The sequence below is a fragment of the Sorangium sp. So ce145 genome (assembly GCF_051525985.1).
Taxonomy (GTDB): Bacteria; Myxococcota_A; Polyangia; order Polyangiales; family Polyangiaceae; genus Sorangium; species Sorangium cellulosum_B.
In genome coordinates, this window is sequence record NZ_CP150315.1 from 9,967,059 (window position 1) to 9,985,589 (window position 18,531).

The 18,531-nt window shown below is 71.6% G+C and carries 13 protein-coding genes and 1 pseudogene; 10 read left to right on the top strand and 4 right to left on the bottom strand.

Annotated elements, in window-relative coordinates; all coding sequences use genetic code 11:
• Positions 1–536: 536 nt before the first annotated feature.
• From WMF34_RS36880 to nusB, 8 genes and pseudogenes are all read left to right on the top strand, one after another.
• A pseudogene (locus tag WMF34_RS36880) lies at positions 537–1,216 on the top strand (carboxyl transferase domain-containing protein); the annotation flags it as partial.
• A gap of 318 nt (positions 1,217–1,534) precedes the next feature.
• Positions 1,535–2,080 (top strand): hypothetical protein, encoded by a 546-nt coding sequence (locus WMF34_RS36885; protein WP_437990751.1) that lies wholly within the window; start codon positions 1,535–1,537, stop codon positions 2,078–2,080.
• A gap of 541 nt (positions 2,081–2,621) precedes the next feature.
• Positions 2,622–5,315 carry an Rne/Rng family ribonuclease gene (locus WMF34_RS36890; RefSeq protein ID WP_437990752.1) on the top strand — a complete coding sequence of 898 codons (2,694 nt, stop codon included), beginning with the start codon at positions 2,622–2,624 and terminating at the stop codon, positions 5,313–5,315.
• Positions 5,316–5,321: 6 nt separating this feature from the next.
• Positions 5,322–5,684 carry a PilZ domain-containing protein gene (locus tag WMF34_RS36895; RefSeq protein WP_012239873.1) on the top strand — a complete coding sequence of 121 codons (363 nt, stop codon included), beginning with the start codon at positions 5,322–5,324 and terminating at the stop codon, positions 5,682–5,684.
• A gap of 17 nt (positions 5,685–5,701) precedes the next feature.
• A complete protein-coding gene (locus tag WMF34_RS36900; protein WP_012239874.1) occupies positions 5,702–6,445 on the top strand; it encodes a riboflavin synthase in 744 nt (247 codons plus the stop codon).
• Positions 6,446–6,503: 58 nt separating this feature from the next.
• Positions 6,504–7,673, top strand: a complete 1,170-nt coding sequence (gene ribB, locus WMF34_RS36905) for a 3,4-dihydroxy-2-butanone-4-phosphate synthase (RefSeq protein WP_437990753.1) — start codon at positions 6,504–6,506, stop codon at positions 7,671–7,673.
• Positions 7,674–7,769: 96 nt separating this feature from the next.
• Positions 7,770–8,279, top strand: a complete 510-nt coding sequence (ribH, locus tag WMF34_RS36910; protein ID WP_044966696.1) for a 6,7-dimethyl-8-ribityllumazine synthase — start codon at positions 7,770–7,772, stop codon at positions 8,277–8,279.
• Positions 8,280–8,295: 16 nt separating this feature from the next.
• Positions 8,296–8,718: a transcription antitermination factor NusB gene (nusB, locus tag WMF34_RS36915; RefSeq protein WP_012239877.1), complete on the top strand. Its 423-nt coding sequence runs from the start codon at positions 8,296–8,298 to the stop codon at positions 8,716–8,718.
• Between the two features lie 37 nt (positions 8,719–8,755).
• Here nusB and WMF34_RS36920 read toward each other — a convergent pair whose 3' ends face one another.
• The 4 genes from WMF34_RS36920 to WMF34_RS36935 all read right to left on the bottom strand — a co-directional run bounded on the left by WMF34_RS36920 (position 8,756) and on the right by WMF34_RS36935 (position 15,375).
• A complete protein-coding gene (locus WMF34_RS36920) occupies positions 8,756–11,215 on the bottom strand; it encodes an endonuclease MutS2 (RefSeq protein WP_044966698.1) in 2,460 nt (819 codons plus the stop codon).
• A complete protein-coding gene (locus WMF34_RS36925) occupies positions 11,215–13,161 on the bottom strand; it encodes a sigma 54-interacting transcriptional regulator (protein ID WP_437990754.1) in 1,947 nt (648 codons plus the stop codon). The genes WMF34_RS36920 and WMF34_RS36925 overlap by 1 nt, the downstream gene beginning before the upstream one ends.
• Positions 13,162–13,211: 50 nt before the next feature.
• Positions 13,212–14,294: a hypothetical protein gene (locus WMF34_RS36930; protein WP_437990755.1), complete on the bottom strand. Its 1,083-nt coding sequence runs from the start codon at positions 14,292–14,294 to the stop codon at positions 13,212–13,214.
• Between the two features lie 82 nt (positions 14,295–14,376).
• The gene (locus WMF34_RS36935; RefSeq protein ID WP_012239881.1) at positions 14,377–15,375 is read right to left on the bottom strand and encodes an NAD(P)H-dependent glycerol-3-phosphate dehydrogenase; all 999 of its coding nucleotides are present in this window, start codon (positions 15,373–15,375) and stop codon (positions 14,377–14,379) included.
• Positions 15,376–15,488: 113 nt separating this feature from the next.
• On the opposite strand from WMF34_RS36935, the gene WMF34_RS36940 reads away from it, so the two are divergent.
• Together WMF34_RS36940 and lepB are read left to right on the top strand one after the other, a co-directional pair.
• A complete protein-coding gene (locus tag WMF34_RS36940; RefSeq protein WP_012239882.1) occupies positions 15,489–16,562 on the top strand; it encodes a hypothetical protein in 1,074 nt (357 codons plus the stop codon).
• 253 nt (positions 16,563–16,815) lie between these two features.
• Complete coding sequence (lepB, locus tag WMF34_RS36945) at positions 16,816–18,276, top strand: signal peptidase I (protein WP_437990756.1); 1,461 nt, start codon at positions 16,816–16,818, stop codon at positions 18,274–18,276.
• The last annotated feature ends 255 nt before the right edge of the window (positions 18,277–18,531 follow it).

Below are 18,531 nucleotides of genomic sequence, written 5' to 3' on the forward strand. Positions count from 1 at the left end.
GGTGACGCTGTTCCGCGCGCATCTCACGAGGCGCCGCACGTCAGTTGCCGTGGCACGCGACCGCTCTGCTGCCACGCCGGCCCGAGCTGCCCCGTTCGAAGTCGCGGCGCGGCGGGTCCGCAGCGGCGATGGCGGCCCCCGCGTCCCGGTCTTCAGATGGTCTACGTATCGGGAATTCCTGCATTTACCATCGGCAGCTGAGCGCCGCTCAGCGTACGTGGTGTCCCCTCGCCCATGCAAGAGAGTAGGGCGGAGCCGCTCAAGGACCGCGGTCATTTTTCGTCGCAGGTCCCGCGCGCCTCGCACGTCCCCACGTCTCCAGGTCGCGCGCGTTTCGCATGTTTCGCATGTTTCGCACGGTTCGCATGTTTCGCGCGCCTCGCACGGTTCGCACGGTTCGCACGGTTCGCACGGTTCGCACGTTTCCACCGGCCTCGCTCCCTTGTCGTACAGGCTGCAAGAGGTGGTCGCCCTGCCATGGCGTCGCGCGGTCGCGCGCGGCGGGATTTCGATCCCTCCGGGGGCCATGGTGGGGCGCCGTGGCCGACGACGGCCGCCGCCTCGAGATCCACGAGCGCTTTGCGCAGAACATCGTGGTCGGGTTCGCCCGGATCGGGGCGCGCCCATCGGGGTGGTCGCGAACCAGCCCCAGGTGCTCGCCGGCTGCCTCGACATCGAGGCGAGCATCAAGGCGGCGCGCTTCGTCCGCTCCTGCGACTGCTTCACTGTCCCGCTCGTCACGCTCGTCGACGTGCCCGGCGTCCTCCCGGGGCTCGACCAGGAATAGGGCGGGATTCATCGCTCACGGAGCGAAGCTCCTCTATGCGTTCGCCGGAGCCACCGTGCCCGAGGCGACGGTGATCACCCGCAAGGCCCACGGCGGCGCTTACGACGTCATCGCCTCCAAGCACATCGGGGTCGATTACAACCTCGCGTTCCCGACGGCCGAGCTCGCGGTCATGGTCCCGCAAGGCGCGGTGAGCATCGTGTATCGCAGCGAGATCCAGCGAGCGGACGACCCGGCCGCCGCCCGCGCACGCTTCGTCGGCGACGACAAGGCGAAATTCGCCACCCCGTGCAAGGCGGCCGAGCTCGGCTTCATAGACGAGGTGATCTACCCGCGCATGCTCCGCACTCGACTGGCTCGGCCCTCGACCTCCTGCGCGACAAGCGGGACAAGAACCCACCGAAGAAGCACGGAAACATCCCGCTTTAGCAGAATTTTGCGGCAGCTGGGAGCCCGCGAGAGCCGTGCTCCGGGAGAGATCAGCGAGCAAACCGCTTAGAGCGCCACGGCAGGTGGGTGCTGGGGCGAGCGACGCCGTTGCGCGGCCGATCCCGAGCGTGTAGAAACGACTTGCGTGGCTGTTTTTCTTTGAACTCCACGCGCGATGCTTCTCTCTGACCGACGATCTGCACAGGTGCACCCGGGGGCCGGTCGCAGGAAACGGGTGGTTTGGCAGGCATGCCGAGCGTTGGGGGGGCGCCGAGTACACGAATGAAGAGTCGGTTGGGTTCTGTGGAGGTATTGAGCATGAAATCTTGGGTATTCGCTGCGATTTTGATCTCCGGCTGCGCCCTCGTGGCTTGCGGTGACGACGGCAACACGTCGTCGAGCTCCAGCACCACCAGCAGCAGCAGCGGGAGCAGCAGCTCTGGCGGCGGCAACGGCGGCAACGGCGGCAACGGCGGCAACGGCGGCAATGGCGCCAGCGGCGGCGGCGGCGCCGGCGGAGAAGGAGGCGCGAGCGCCACGAGCACTTCCTCGACGGGTACCCCGACCTGTGATGACACCGAGGACACGTGCGGCCGCGACACGAATACGGCCTGCTACAAGTGCGCCGCCGATGGGCCGTGCAAAGAGGTCCACCAGGGCTGCGTGGACAGCGAGGATTGTATTGACGTGGTGGTGTGTATCGCTGACTGCGCCGCGGAGGAAGACCCGGCCACGTGCATCGAGACGTGCCGCACGGACAACGCGGCCGGGGTCCAGGCCTACGACGCCCTCATCACGTGCACTGTTTGCGAGGAGTGCGCCGAGAGCTGCGATGCCGCCGGAGAGCCGGTATGTGGCCTGTGAGCTCCTGACAACAGCAGCGCATCTCCGAAGGGGGCGCCAGATGGCCGCCCCCTTCGGCCTTTATGCGGGCCGAACCGCGACGCACGGCTCGCCCGCGCCAGCCGTCGCGGCGCGGCAGCCGGCGCAGGGCGGCGCGGGGCACGACACCGGCGGCTCCGGAGCAGCACGGAAGCGGCGGCGTGCCAGCGGGGGCAAGGGAACGGGGCGGTTCGGGTCCCGAGCGAGGGCGGGGAGCGCCTCCTGAGGGAGGTCGCCCCAGCGCGCGCCCTCGCCGCCGTGCGGGCGCCTCGACCCGGCGCTCCCGACCAGGGCCTTGGCCCAGCGGCAGGCGCCGCCGGTCCGCGGGCCAGGCCTCGGCGCCGCCGGGCGCCGCCGAGGCAGAGCGGCGGAGACGCGAGGTAGCTCACGCGCTGGCGGCCGGCCTGCCTCGGCGACCTCCGGTCCCGGGCCCCCAATCGCGCAGCATACTCCGGGTTGCGCCTTCATGGGCCGGGCAACCCGTGGTAACGCTTGGCGGCGCCGCCGATGTGCGGCATCCGACATGGGAAAGAACCTTCTCGTCATCAATGTGGACATCCGCGAGACACGCGTCGCGCTGATCGAAAACGGGATCATCGCTGAGCTGCATCTCGAGCGGGAGAGCTCCAAGGGGACGCTCGGAAACATCTACCTCGGCAAAGTCAGCCGCGTTTTGCCCGGAATGCAGGCCGCGTTCATCGACGTGGGGCTCGAGCGAGCAGCCTTCCTGCACGTCGAGGACCTCATCCGGCCCGACGATTTCGAGGCGTACCTGGCCGGGCACCGCCGGACTGTCGAGGAAGAGCGCGCCTCCTCGCGAGGCCGCGCCGCGCGTGGCAGCGAGGCGCCTAGACCTGACGAAAGCGAGGTGCATGAGCTATCGGGCGCAGAAGCCGCGCCCGAGAGCCCCGACCTGACGCCCGGACGACACGAGCTCCGGGAAGGAGCGGACTTCGGGGCGGAAGAAGGGTTCGATGCCGGCGGCTCCGTCGATGCCGGCGGCTCGCTCGACGAAGGGAGCGACGTGCCGATCGAGCTGCCCACGGCGCTCGATGTGCTCGGAAGCCCCTCCGGCCAGGCGTTCGCCGGCGTGGGGACGATGGTGGCGCTCGACGAGGCCGACGACTCGGAGCCGGAGATCGACGACGGGCACGAGCACGACGGCGCGGACGACGACGACGAGGAGCTGGTCGCGCCAGGAGGAGGCAGCGACGCCGACGAGGCCAGCGACGAGGAATCCGGCCCCGACGAGGCGAGCATCGAGGACGACGACGAGCTCGACGCGCCCGGCTACGACGTCGAGCCTGCCTCCCCGCCTCCGGAGGATGCCGCGGACGCGTGGAGCGCGGCCGAGGAGCATCCGGAAGCGCTGAGCAACACCGCGGACAGCGGCGAGACGGGAGCGCAGGAGGCGAGCGCACCGGATGAGCCCGCCGCGCACGGCGCCGCCGGCGACTGGCCGGCCGGAGAGGAGGCGAGCGCGCCGCCGGTCCCGGAGGCCGCGGCAGCGGCCTCCGGCGATGACGTCCCGCCGGCAGCGCGGGCGCGCAGCGGGCGCGCGCGCGGACGGCGCGAGGCGCGCGTGCGCCGATCGGGACGGACGCGCGACCGGCGCGCCAACCTCGAGGGCGGCGCCGCGCTCGCGGAGGCTGCCCCCGCGGAAGCGCGCGAAGGCCGCGAGGCGCCGCGCGAAGGCCGCGAGGCGCCGCGCGAAGGCCGCGAGGCGCCGCGCGAAGGACGCCAGGCCCCGCGCGAAGGCCGCGAGGCGCCGCGCGAGGGGCGCCAGGCCCCGCGCGAAGGGCGCGAGGCGCCGCGCGAAGGGCGCGACCGGGGCGGCAAAGGACAGCAGGGCGGACGCGAGGGGCGCGATCGCGAGCAACGCGGGCGCGAGCAGCGGACGCGAGAGCGCGGGCGCGAGCAGTCGCGGGACGGCAAGGGCAAGAGCGCGGCGCGGGGCCAGCAGAGCTCACGCAGCTGGCAGAACGAGCCGCCGCGGATCTCGAAGTCGACGCCGATCCGCGAGGTCGTCCGCGAAGGGCAGGAGGTCATCGTCCAGGTCTCGAAGGAGCCGATCGGGACGAAGGGCGCCCGGGTCACGAGCCACATCTCGCTGCCCGGCCGCTATGTCGTGTACCTGCCGACGGTCGATCACATCGGGATCTCCAAGCGCATCGGCTCGGAAAAGGAGCGATCCCGGCTGCGGGACGCCATCGAGGCGATGAAGCCTCCGCAGGGCGGGCTCATCGTGCGCACGCTCGCCGAGGGCCTCACGAAGAAGCAGCTCAAGGCCGACGTCGGCTACCTCGTGCGCCTCTGGGGCGAGGTGGCGAAGAAGCGGGAGAGCGGCGTGAGGGCGCCCGCGGTGCTCTACACCGAGCTCGACCTCGTGCTGAAGACCGCCCGCGACCTCTTCACCGACGACATCGAGAAGATCGTGATCGACGACCGCGAGGAGTACATCCGGCTGCGGCGCTTCGTCGAGATGTTCATGCCCGAGCGCGCCGACGCGGTGGAGCTCTACGAGGGGACGGAGCCGATCTTCGACGCGTACGGGATCGAGGACGAGATCCAGCGCGCGCTGTCGCGGAAGGTCCCGCTGCCCTCGGGCGGGCACCTGATCATCGACCAGGCCGAGGCGCTCACCGCGATCGACGTGAACACAGGGCGGTTCGTCGGCAAGGGGTCGAAGGATCTCGAGGAGACGATCCTGACGACGAACCTGGAGGCGGTCGAAGAGATCGCCTACCAGCTCCGGTTCCGCAACATCGGCGGGCTCATCATCCTCGACCTCATCGACATGGAGCGCGCCCAGAACCGGGAAAAGGTGCGGCGCCGCCTCGAGGAGCTGCTCTCCAGGGACAAGGCGAAGACCACGCTGAACCGGATCTCCGATCTGGGCCTCATCGAGATGACCCGGAAGCGGACGCGCGAGAGCCTCGGGCGGACGATCCTCGAGCCGTGCTTCTACTGCGACGGGACGGGCCAGCTGCAATCCAAGCAGACCGTCGCTTACGAGATCCTGCGGCAGATACGGCGCGAGCGGATGAACCTGCCCGGCTACTCGGTCGTGGTCAACGCGCACCCGGCCGTGATCGACCTACTGAAGAACGACGAGCGCATCGCCGTGCAAGAGGCGGAGCGGCTGTTCCAGCGCCGGATCGATCTCGTGCCCCGGAAGGAGTACCACCTCGAGCAGTTCGATCTGCAAGGCAGGTAAGGCGTCATGGTGGACGATCAGGGTTCTCCGGAGAGCAGCGACGCGAAGACGGGGCGCAAGGAAGAGCGCGTCACCATCAACAAGGAGTTCGAGTCCTACGACGCGTTCATCAACGAGTACGTGACGAACATCTCGCGGACCGGCGTGTTCGTGCGCTCGAAGACGCCGCTCGCCGTCGGGACGAAGGTGAACCTGCGGTTCACCGTGATCATGGACGACATCGAGACGATCGAGGGCGTCGGCGAGGTCGTGCGCGTGCACGACGATCCGCAGGGGATGGGCGTCGTCTTCACCGAGCTGTCGGGCTACTCGCAGGGGCTCATCGACAAGCTCCTGACCAGCCAGGGGCACCGCACCTCGAAGGGCTAGGCAGAGGGGCGTCGGCGATGTTCACCGGGCTTGTCGAGACGATCGGGGTCCTCCGCCGCCGGAGCGGCGGCGCCGTGGCCCGCGCGCTCGTCGAGGCGAGCCTCGGGCCGCTGACGCTCGGCGAGTCGGTGAGCGTGAACGGCGCCTGCCTCACGGTCGATCGCATCGCGCCCGGCGGCTTCGAGTGCGACATGTCCGCCGAGACCCTCGGCCGCACCACGCTCGGCGCGCTGCCGGTGGGCGCGCGCGTCCACCTCGAGCGCGCGACGCCGCTCGGCGCGCGGATGGGGGGGCACGTGGTGCTGGGCCACGTCGACGGGCTCGGCCGCGTCGTCGAGCACGCGCGGGCCGGCGACGCGATCCGCCTCCGGGTGAGCGCCCCGCACGAGCTCGCGCCGTACCTCGCTCCCAAGGGCTCGATCGCCGTCGACGGCGCGAGCCTCACGCTCAACGCCGTGTCCACGCCGGGCGCCGCCGAGATCTGGTTCGAGGTGATGCTGGTGCCGCACACCATCGGCCGGACTCTCCTCGGAGAGCTCCGCCCCGGCGCGGCCGTCAACCTTGAAGTTGACGTGCTCGCGCGCTACGTGGCGCGGGCGCTCGAGGTCGCGTCGCTCGCCAGCGCGAAGGGCCGCACGAGCCAAGACGCGCTCGGCGGCGATACCTCCGCCGAGCGCGACGAAGAGCGTGGAAATACGGGAGAGCATGCGGATCACGACGAACGACTCCTCGCAAAGCTGCGCGCGGGGGGATTCTGGTGAGGCTGTGTCAGCCGCCTCGAGCGGCAGGCTCGACCAGGACATGACCTCCGGGGGCCCGATGCCTCATCGGCTGACCATCGACAAAGCGGTCCTCGACCGGGTGAACACCGCGCTCGATCACATCCGCGCGGGCAAGATGGTGATCCTCGTCGACGACGAGGATCGCGAGAACGAGGGGGATCTCTGCATGGCCGCGGAGGCGGTCACCCCCGAGGCGATCAACTTCATGGCGATGCACGGGCGCGGGCTCATCTGCCTCGCCCTCGACGAGGAGCAGGTCGCGCGCCTCGAGCTGCCGATGATGTCCGCGCCAGGGCGGAGCGGACCGCCGCTCGGCACCGCCTTCACCGTCAGCATCGAGGCGCGCGCCGGGGTGACGACGGGGATCAGCGCCGCCGATCGCGCGCACACGATCCGGGTCGCGATCGCGCGCGACGCCGCGCCCGAGGACCTCGTCACGCCGGGGCACGTGTTTCCGCTGAAGGCGCGCCGCGGGGGCGTGCTCGTGCGGACGGGGCAGACCGAGGGGTCCGTGGATCTCGCGCGCCTCGCCGGGCTCCGGCCGGCGGGCGTGATCTGCGAGATCATGAACGACGACGGCAGCATGGCCCGCATGCGGGATCTCGAGGTGTTCGCCGCGAAGCACGGCCTGCTGATCGTGACGGTGGCGGACCTCATCCAGTACCGGCTCCAGACCGAGCGGCTGGTCCGCTGCGTGGGCGAGCGGACGCTGCGGCTCGACCTGACGGGCACCGAGTGGACCGTGTACGTCTACGAGGTGATCAACGAGCAGCGGCAGTTCCTCGCGCTGACCAAGGGCGCGGTGGCGACGCCGGACCCCATCCTGTGCCGCGTGCACTCCGGGTCGACCATCGCGGACCTCTTCAGCTCGACGCCCCTCGACGGCGGCTCGAACCTGCGCGAGGCGCTCCTCGCGATCGAGAGCGCCGGCGTCGGGGTGGTCGTCTACATCCCGTCGCGCGGGGACCTGGGCCGCGAGCTGGAGCTGCTGAAGGGCTCGGGCTCCGACGAGGTGCTCCCCGTCGTGAAGACGCAGCAGCCGTGGACGCTGCGGGAGTTTGGCCTCGGCGCGCAGGTCCTCGCGGACCTCGGGGTGCACCAGATCCGGCTCCTCACGAACAGCCAGCCGAAGATCGCAGGGATCACCGGGTACGGGCTCACCGTGATCGAGCGGGTGCCGCTCGTCTCGATGAAGGGCGAAGCCTGACAGACGGGCGCGCTCGTTCGCTGGTAAAAGGACGCTCGGACAGGATCGCGATCGCGGCGATCGCGCATCCCGCGCTGCAGGAGAGAGGAACGGCGGATGGCAGAGCAAGCGGTCGGGCAGGCACAGGCGAGGGTGATCGAAGGGAACCTGGTGGTCCCGCCGGGGGCGCGCTTCGCGCTCGTGGCGAGCCGCTTCAACCACTTCATCGTCGACCGCCTGGTCGAGGGCGCGCTCGACGCCATCGCCCGGCACGGCGGCGCGCTCGGTCGGACGTCGATCGTGCGCGTCCCGGGCGCGTGGGAGATGCCCACCGTCGTGGGGAGGCTCGCGCACAAGAAGAGCGTCGACGCGATCATCACGCTGGGCGCGGTGATCCGGGGCTCGACGCCGCATTTCGACTACGTGGCGGCCGAGGTCACGAAGGGGATCGCGACCGTGTCGCTCCAGACCGGGGTGCCGGTCACGTTCGGGGTGCTCACGACCGACTCGATCGAGCAAGCGGTCGAGCGGGCAGGCACGAAGCATGGCAATAAGGGGTGGGAGGCCGCCGTCAGCGCGATCGAGATGCTCGCGCTCGGCGCCGCGCTGGACACCGCTGGCCTGTAAACGAAGGTTCTGAGAGATGGGTGCGCGCTCTACCGGCCGCGAAGCGGCCTTGCAGATGCTGTTCGCGGTGGAAGCCGGTGGGAGCTCGGCGCCCCGCGTCGTCGCGACCTTCTGGCGCGAGACGCCGGGCGATCCCGAGGGACGCGCCTACGCGGACGAGGTGGTGGTCGGGGTCGCCGAGGATCTCGCGGCCGTGGACGAGGCGATCCGGAAGGCGAGCACGAACTGGCGCCTCGAGCGGATGGCGCGCGTCGATCGGAACGTCCTCCGGCTCGGCGCGTGGGAGCTCATGAACCGCCCGGAGGTGCCGCGCGCGGTCATCCTCGACGAGGCGGTCGAGCTCGCCAAGCGCTACGGCAGCGAGGAGAGCGGCGCCTTCGTGAACGGCGTGCTCGACCGGATCGCCGAGAACCTCGGCCGCGTCGACCGGGATCGCTGAGCGTCACGGCGCGCCGTCGCTCGGGCGCGCGCCTCGCTCACCACTTCAGCCAGGCGACCGTCACGCCGTCGCCGCCCTCGCTCGGGCCGCCCGGGCGGAGGCGCGCCACGTAAGGGCTCCCGCGCAGCGCCTCGCGGACGGCGTCGCGCAGGGCGCCCGTGCCGTGCCCGTGGACGAAGAACGTGACCTTGCGGCCCGCGCCGAGCGAGCGGTCGAGGAACTGCTCGGCCATGGCGACCGCCTCGTGCGCGCGCAGGCCGCGGAGATCCACGGTGTTGTCCGCCGTCTGGATCGGGACGTCGGGGTCGGCGGCGGCGTCCAGATCGACGCGGCGCTGCGGGGGCGCCGCGGCGGCCGGCGGCGCGCCGGTGCCGCGCAGCTCGGCGATCGAGGTCGTGAGCTTGAGCGAGCCGGCGGTGACCCGCAGCTGGCCGCCCGAGAGGACCTCCACCACCTCGGCCTCGGCCCGCAAGCGAGGCACGTAGACGCGGGCGCCGACGCGGATGGCGGCCGGATCGATCGCCGGCCGCGCCTGCGGCTCGTCCTTCGGGCGCAGCTCGAGCTCGCCGCCGATCGACGTCTTCTGCCCCACCGCGTCCATGGCGCGAGCGGCCGCGCGCACGTCCTCCTCGGTGGGCTTGCCGCGCAGGCGCGCCTGCGCCGCCTTGAGGTCCTCGCGCGCGCGCCGCAGGCTGGCGAGCAGCGCCTCCCCCTCCCGCGTGATCACGCCGCGCTCCTTGTCCCGGAGCCGCTCGATCTCCGCCTCGAGCTCCCGCCGCTTCGCGCGGGAGGCGGCCGCCTCCCGCGCGGCGTCCTCGCGCGCGAGCTCGAGCGCGCGGCGCTCGGCGGAGAGCTTCTCGACCATCTGCTCGAAGGTGACCGCCTCCTTCGTGAGGAAGCGCTCGGCCCGCTCGAGCACGGCGCCCGGGATGCCGAACCGCCGCGCGACCGCGAGCGCGCTCGAGGCGCCGGGCACGCCGACGACGAGCCGGAAGGTCGGGCTCATGGTGGCGAGATCGAAGCCGACCGAGGCGTTCTCGAAGCGCTGGTCCCCGAGCGCGAGCGCCTTGAGGCCCTCGTAATGCGTGGTGCTGGCGACGGTGCCCCCGCGCGCGCACAGCGCGTCGAGCACGGCCGCGGCGAGCGCCTCGCCCTCGCGCGGATCGGTGCCGCCGGCGAGCTCGTCGAGCAGGACGAGCGCGCCGGGGCGCGTCTCGCCGAGGATCAGCCCCAGGTTCTTCACGTGGGCGCTGAAGGTCGACAGGTTCTTGTGGAGGTTCTGCTCGTCGCCGACGTCGGTCAGCACGACGTCGAAGAGCGCGACGCGAGAGCCCTCCCTGGCCGCGACCGGCAGGCCCGCGCGCACCATCAGCGCCGCGAGCCCGAGCGTCTTCAGGGCCACGGTCTTGCCGCCGGCGTTCGGTCCGGAGACGATCATCGCGCGCCCCGCGCTCATCGCGAGGTCGCTCGCGACGACCTTCACGCCGTCGAGCGCGAGGAGCGGATGGCGGCCGCCGTTGAGGGCGATGGAGGTCGGCCTCGATCCGCCCTCCGAGGCGCCCCGCCCGGCCCCGAAGGCGTCCTCCGGGACGTCCGGGAAGGTGAGGTCGAGGTCCTCCGCGAGCCGCGCCGCCGCGGCCCGCACGTCGGCGTGGGCCAGCGCGCGGGCGGCGGCCGCGACGCTCTCGACGTCCTCGGCCACGCGGGCGGTGAGCGCCGCGTAGATCGCCAGCTCCTCCCGCGCGACCTCGGCGTCGACCATCTTCATCCGGTTGCCCGTCTCGACGAGCACCCGGGGCTCCACGAACACGGTGGCGCCGCTCGCGCTCGTCGCGTGGACGATGCCGGGGAAGCGCTCGTGCGCGTCGGATCGCACCGGCAGCACGTAGCGCCCGTCGCGCTCCGTCCAGTAGCGGTCCTGGAGGATGTCCTCGTGCTTCTGGATGAGGTCCTCGAGGCGCCGGACGAGCCGCTCGCGCACCGCGCGCCGCTCCGCGCGCAGCGCCTCCAGGCGAGGCGACGCGCGATCGGCGAGCGTGCCGTCCGGATCGAACGCCGCCGCGAGCTCGCGCGCGACGGCGTCGAGCTCGGGGTTGGTCGCGCACGCGGCGTGGAGCGCGGGCGCGATCTGGCGCCGGCTCTGCAGGTACTGCCGCGACGTCCGCGCGGCCTCGAGGAGGCCGAGCACGGCGCGCAGCTCCTCGTTCGCGAGCGCCGCGCCGATGCGGGCCCGATCGAGCGCGTCCTCGAGCTCCGCGACGTCGCGCGACGGCACCGGCTCCCCGGCCCGGGCGAGCTCCACCGCCTCGCGCACCTCCGCGAGCGCGGTCAGGGCCTCGGCGCGCGTCGACGCGAACGGCAGGGCCCGGGCCAGCCGCTTCCCGCCCCGGGACGCGCATCGCTCCGCGAGCGCCTCGAGGACGCGATCCCACTCCAGGTCGGCGCGGGTCTTGGTGGGACAGGGATCTGCGAAGGGCCCTTCGGGGTTGTAGTCCATCACGCTTCGGTCGGATCGCGGGCCACGCCGCCGGCCCCGCTCGGCATCGGGTTCTGCTCCTTCTCGAGGTAGCGGAAGATGGTGCGCGGGTCGACGCCGAGGTCGCGTGCCGTCTGCGTGCGGTTGCCGTTGTTGCGCTCGAGCGCCTCCAGCACGTACCGCCGCTGGAACTCCTCCTTGGCCTTCTCCAGCGGCATGATGGCCGTCTCGGCGCCCGGGCCGAGATCGAGGTCCTCCACGGCGAGGAGCGCCTGGTCGCAGAGGACGAGCGCCTTCTTGATGCGGTTCTCGAGCTGCCGGATGTTGCCCGGCCAGGGGTACTTCTTGATCGCGGAGAGCGCGGCCGGGCTGAAGCCTCGCACGGCGCTGCCGAGCTCGTCGGCGTACTTCGAGAGCAGGACCTTGGCGATGATGAGCACGTCGTCGCCGCGCTCGCGGAGCGGCGGGAGCCACAGGTTCACGACGTTGAGCCGGTAGTAGAGATCCTCCCGGAAATTGCCGGCGCGGATCTCCTCCTCGAGGTTCCTGTTCGTGGCGGCGACGATGCGGATGTCGACCTTCTCGGGCTTCGAGTCGCCGACGCGGAAGACGACCCGCTCCTGGAGCGCGCGGAGGAGCTTCACCTGGAGGTTCAGCGGCAGCTCGCCGATCTCGTCGAGGAACAGCGTGCCCTTGTCGGCGATCTGGAACTTGCCCGGGCGGCTGGCGATGGCGCCGGTGAAGGCGCCCTTCACGTGGCCGAAGAGCTCGCTCTCGATGAGGTTCTCGGGGATCGCGCCGCAGTTGATGGTGACGAAGGGGCCGCCGTCGCGCGGGCTGCGCCGGTGCAGCTCCCGCGCGATGAGCTCCTTCCCGGTGCCCGTCTCGCCCGTGATGAGCACGCTGATGTCCGTCGCCGCGACCTTCTGCAGCTTGCGGAACACCTCGAGCATCGACGGGCAGGCGCCGATGATCTCGCCGAACTTCTTGTCGTGCAGCTCGGCGACGAGCTTGGCCTTGTCGGCCCTGAGGGCGTTCAGGAGCATCGCGTTCTGGAGGATGAGCGAGGCCTGGGACGCGAAGATGCTGAGCAGGTCGAGCTGGGCGCGGTCGAAGAGGTGCTTGATCTTGTCGTTGCCGACGTAGAGCGCGCCGATGATCTGGCCCTGCGACAGGAGCGGCGCGCACATCACGCTGGAGAGCTTCATCGCGATGACGCTGTCGCTCCGGCCGAACTGCGTGTCGGCGAGCGCGTCGGAGACGATCACCGGGCGGCCCGAGACGATGACCTGACGCACGATGCTGTCCGAGATCCCCCCGGCCGCGTCGGTGATGGCCTCCTTGCGGATGTTGCGCGACGCGCGCACCGCCAGCTTGCGGTCGCCGCCAGCGGCCGGCGCGGCCGGAGCGCCGCCGTTGACCGCCGTGTCGGCCGCCGCCTCCGCCCCCTCGAGGAGCAGGAGGAAGCCCTTGTCGGCGTGCGTTAGCTCGATGACGTCGTCGAGCATCGCCTCGAGGAGCTCGTCGACGCTGCGCCGGTTGATGAGCTTCTCGCTGAAGGCGAACAGCTTGCGGACGCCGGCGAGCTCCGACGAGCCCTGCAGCGGCGCGAGCCGCTCGGCCCCGCCGTCGCACGCCGGGAGCCGCTCCTGGACGGTCGGCGCCTCGGCGAACATCGAGAAGCCGACCTCGACCGTGCCGAGCTGGAGGCGGTCGCCGTGCACCAGGCGGGCGCGCCGCTTCTTCTTGCCGTTGATCGCGATCTCCCCGTCGCGCTCGCACTCCTCCAGCACGAAATCGCGTCCGTCGAACACGATCTGCGCGTGATGGTCCAGCACCCCTGACCCCGCGACCGCGACGTCGTTTCCGAGCGCCTTGCCGATCGTCGTGACCGGCTTGTGGACGCTGTAGAGGCGTGGCGCGCCCTCGGAGGCGAAATACTTCAGGGTCGGCATCGAGGGCAGCATAGCAGGCGTGCCGCGGCCTCATGCAGCCGTGTTGGACGGCACACCGCGGCTTACCAGAGCTCTCCGACGACGACGGCGCCGAGCCCGCCTCGATAAGGCGTGAGGCTGCCGCCGAGCACGCGCGCGAACGGGGGACGGCCACGATCTTCCTGGTCGTCCAGGGCGACGGAGGCGCTCGAGTCCGGCCTCCCGAGGAACAAGGCGCCCGCGACGAGGCCGAGGGTGCCCGCCGCGCCCTGGGCGATGAGGCCGCGGCGGGGGTCATGATCGCTCCCGATGTACGCGAGGTAGATGGGCAACGACACCACCGTGCCGATGCCGAGCCCGCCCCACATCCACGCGAGCTGGTTCCACGAGGGCGTCCACGCGACGGACAGGCCGACGGCGCCCGCGGTCGCGACGTTGAACCCGATGAGGCCCCCGAGCGAGATGCTGTCGTTCGACTCGCTCCAGTCGCCGTTGCTGGCGGCGGCCCCGAACGCGCTGCCGATGAGCGAGCCCCACACCGCGCCCGAGGCGACGAGCATGTTGGTCTGCGGCTTGGGCCGGAGGAGATAGTAGAAACCCCAGCCCGCCGCGCCGCCGACGGTGGAGCCGATCACCTCGGCGGTCGCGAGCCCGAGGAAGCCCCACTCCTTGCCCTTCCGCGCGCTGACGTACTGGTAGGACGCGATGCCGAGCCCCTCGCCCGCGCCGATCACCATGCCCGTGGCGATCGCGGACGGCATGCCGCGCGGCATCGGCGGCGAGTCGAGGAAGTAGACGCCGACCGGCGCCGCGACGCCGAGGAGCGCCGGCGCGATGAACTGCGCGCCGGGATCGTCGATTCCGGCGAGCGCGTCGATCCAGATGCCGGTCCCCACGCCGTAGGCCACGGAGGTGGCGTAGAGGTAGCCGACCTCGAGCGGCGTCGATTTGGGCTCGCTCTTCTTCTGCGGGGCGTACCCGTAGCCGCCGTACTGGCCTCCGTACCCGCCGCCGTACTGGCCTCCGTACTGACCGCCGTACTGACCGCCGTACCCGCCGCCCTGCTGACCACCGTAGGGCGGCGCGCCGTACTGGGCAGCGGCCGTCGAGCTGACGCTGGACAGGAGGAGCGCGGAGAGGAGACTCACGAGAGGTCGCGTGTGCATCGCGCCGCCACTTTACACGCTCGCGAGAGGCGAGGCGCGCGGCAGCGCGAGAAAGCGCCTTCCCGCGAGCCGGCCCCGCGTCTCACTCTCTCGTGAGAGCGCGGGTCATGAGGTCCACGACGGCCCGCTGCGGCGGCTTCCCCTCGTACAGCATCCGGTACACCTCGACCGTAATCGGCGCGCTCACGCCCAGCTTGTCCGCGAGGTCGTGCGCGCTCTTTGCGGTCTTCACGCCCTCGGCGACGTGGCCGAGGCCGGCGAGGATCTCGTCGAGCTTCCGTCCCCTGCCCATCTCGATCCCGACGGTGCGGTTGCGCGACAGCTCGCCCGTGCACGTGAGCACCAGGTCGCCCATCCCGGAGAGGCCGGCGAGCGTGAGCGGGTTCGCCCCCTTCGCCGCCGCCACGCGGCCGATCTCCGCGAGGCCGCGCGTGACGAGGCCGGCGCGCGCGTTGTGGCCGAAGCCGAGGCCGTCGCAGATGCCGGCGGCGATGGCGATGACGTTCTTGAGGGCGCCACCGACCTCGACGCCCACGACGTCATCGGACGAGTAGACCCGGAACCTGTCGGTCGCGAACATGCGCTGCACCGCGTGCGTCTCCCGCTCGCTCCTGCCAGCGACCACGACCGTGGTCGGCTGGCCGGCCGCGACCTCGCGCGCGAAGCTCGGGCCCGACAGGTACGAGAGCCGCGGCTCGGCCTCGCGCCCGAGCTCGTCGACCAGCACCTCGCTCATCAGCATCAGCGAGTCGTTCTCGATGCCCTTCGTCGCGCTGCACACGAGCGCGTCGCGGGGGATGTGGCGCCCTGCCTCCCGGACGACCTCGCGCAGCGCGTGCGACGGGACGACCACGACGGCGAGCTCCGCGCCGCGGAGCGCGTCCTCGAGATCGCCCGTCGCCCGCAGGCTCGCGGGCAGCTCCACGCCCGGCAGGTACCGGTCGTTCTGGCGCTCGCGGCCGATGCGCTCGGCGAGCTCGCCGTGGTGCGCCCAGAGCGCGGTGGGGTTGCCCTTGTCCGCCAGCAACTTCGCCAGCGCCGTCCCCCACGCGCCGGCCCCGATGACTGCGACGTTCGCCATGGCAGTGACCCTACCACCACCCGCGCGCGGGGGCCGACGGCGGCGCGCCTCACGGCGCGCGGGGGCCGACGGCGCGCCGCTCGACCCGCCGGTGTTTCGACTATGCTGCGCCCATGCTCTTCCGCACCGCCGCGCTGCGCGCGCTCGGCCTCGCGCTCTGTCTCTCGCTGCTCGGAACGGTGTGCGGCGCGTGCGGCCAAGGCGCGCTCGGCGTGATGCCCGGCGTCGTGAACGATCCGGGAAACCTGTCTCTCCGCAGGGCCATCCTCGCCTTCGCGACGAGCCAGCTCTGCACCGAGATGCGGAAGCGGAGCGTGCCGCTGCGCCTCCGCGACGAGGATCCGGTGACGGGCCGGTTCTACCCGGGCTCGTGCGTCGCCCAGGAGCTCGCGAACGGGCACCTGCTCCTCCAGTTCGGGGGGAGCGGCGTCGTCTGGACGAACCTGACGAAGCGCATGAGCTTCGATGCGAGCGCGGCCGTCGAGTACGACCACGACTTCCTGATGGATGGCGACACGATGTACGTCTACTTCCGCCAGCGCTCGACGACGGCGGCGAGCTTCACGACCAAGCTCATCGAGCAGCCCGCCGCGATCTCGCTCGGCGGCGTGTCGCTCGCCCAGGGCAGCGCGTACGCGAACGCGCTCGGCGCCCAGCTCCTGAAGACCGAGATCGCCCGGGGGTTCACCGTCATCCGCGACGACGACGGCGCCGTGCAGTTCGGGCTCGGCATCATCGAGAAGGGGAAGCGGCCCGACGCTCCGTACGAGCGCCGCAACAACGGCAAGCTGCTCCTGGCAAACGAGCGCACCGAGGTGCACCAGGAGCAGCGCGATATGATCGGCCCGCTGGAGATCGCGGGCAGCGGCGAGGCCCTGACGCTCACGATCGCCGTCGAGGGCGCGCCCGGCGTGGACGTCATCCTCGTGCCTCGAGGCACCGGGGAGCCGTGGCTCCAGGCGTACCTGACGCAGCCCGCGCCGGCGCCCCTGACAGCGGCGGCCCTGCTCGACGAGCCGGTGTACTCCGGCGCCCCCTGGCGGCGAACGGTGCCGCTGCCCAAGGGGCAATACTACCTGGTCATCGACAACACGAGCGCCGCGGGGCGGACGCAGCCAACGACGTACGCCCGCGACGACCGCGCGGCCCTCGTGAGCTACGCCGTCGAGGTCGGAGACGCGCCCTGACCGGGGCGAACGAGGGGCGAACGAGGGGCGAACGAGGGGCGAACGAGGGGCGAACAAGGGCAACGAGGGCGAACGAGGACACGCGGGCGACGACGCCGACGGACCACGCGTCGCCCGCCACGCCTGCGCACTTGCCGCGGCGAGGGCCGGCGTATACATAAGCTCTCTCTTGCCGCCGCGCCCCGATGATCAACCCCAGAGCGTCCCGTCGGTCGCGGCCAACCGGCCCGCAAGCTCGGAGTTCAGACCCTCGATGAGGGGAAGCGCGAGCTCGGAGCCCCGCGCCAGCGCGGCCAAGGCGACAGGCGGCGCAGACCCGCGCTCGACTGGCAGCTCTCCTCCGCCAGGGGGCAGGGACGGCCGGGCGCCGCTGCGCTTCCTGTTCCACCTCGTGTGGATCTGCATCGTTCCCTTCGCGCTGGCGGTCCTGAACGTCTGGCTGCTCACCCCGCCGGCCCAGGGAGGGAGCTCCCAGCCGCTCCGGGTCTTCGTCGGCGAGCAGCAGATCCCGGCGGGCATCGTGCTCTTCACGATCTTCGCGATGATCCTCTGGCGGTTCCGCCACGAGCTGCCGTTCGCGTCGGCGATCGGCGTCGGCGGCCGCCGGGACATCCCGCCGAAGGCGCGCGCTCGCTTCGAGGACGCCGCGGCGCTCCTCGAGGAGGCCCACCGGATCCTGCGCAGCCGCAAGCGCGACGTCGAGCGCGAGCTGACGAGCGGCGAGCGCGAGCAGGTGACGCAGGCGATCGCGGCGCTCGAGCGCGCGATGAGCGCCGAGACGTTCGACGCGGACGAGTTCGACGCCGCCCACAGCCGCGCCGATCGCGCGGTCGGCGAGCACCTCGGCCGCTGGCGCAAGGGCGAGATGCGCGAGTACGCGGAGTCGATCGGCATCGCCGTCGCCGTCGCGCTCCTCCTGCGCGCCTTCGTCGTCGAGGCGTTCAAGATCCCGAGCGGCTCGATGATCCCGACCCTGATGGTCGGCGACCACATCTTCGTCAACAAGTTCACCTACGGCCCGCTCATCCCCTGGACCGACCAGCGCCTCTTCCCTCGCCTGCCGCCGTCGCGCGGGGACGTGATGGTGTTCAAGTTCCCCGAGAACAAGGAGCAGGACTTCATCAAGCGGACGATCGCCATCCCCGGCGACACGCTGGAGGCGATCAACGGCCGCCCCGTCATCAACGGCTGGCTCGTCCCCCACTGTCACGTCGGCCCCTACCACTACGAGGGCCGGCAAGCGGAGCTGTTCGTCGAGTACCTCGGAGACAAGTCGTACTTCACGCTCTACGAGAAGAACCCCGACGGCATGATGTGCGTGGAGAGCGACGACTGCACGCCGGGCTCCACGTGCCGGGGCGGCGTCTGCGGCGATCTCCAAGGCCCCTTCAAGGTGGCCGCCGAAGAGGCGTGGGTGATGGGCGACAACCGCAACAACAGCCACGACTCGCGCAGCTGGCGCGGGGGGCTCGGCGCGGGCGTGCCCTTCGATCACATCAAGGGGCGCGCGATGTTCGTGTGGATGAGCTTCGGCCCCGGCGGCGGCATCGCGCAGGATCGCCTCTTCGTGAACGTCATGGGGCGCCCGAAGCTCCCCGGCGCCCACGAGGCGACCCTGCACGACGGCCTCGAGAAATGCCTCCGCGAGCGGCCCCCCGTCTCCGAGACGACCCCGCCGCCCCCGCCCGCGCGCCCTCAGTCGAAGCGCCGCTGAAGCCGCGCCGGCAGCGCGTGGGAGCGCAGTCTCCCCGACAGCGCGCAGGCGGTCTTTGTGCGCTCGCGGTCGACGCGGCGAGTCATCCGGTCCAGGGCGACGGAGCCGCCGGTGCGCCCGGGGCGCCGCGGGATCGAGCCGAAGAGGCCGAGGGGAGACGCCGGAGACGTGGGCAGCCCGAGCGCAATTTTCTGATGGGCGCTCGGTCGTTCGCGCGCCACGCTTCACCTGCCCGAGGCGCCCGTGCGCCAGCTG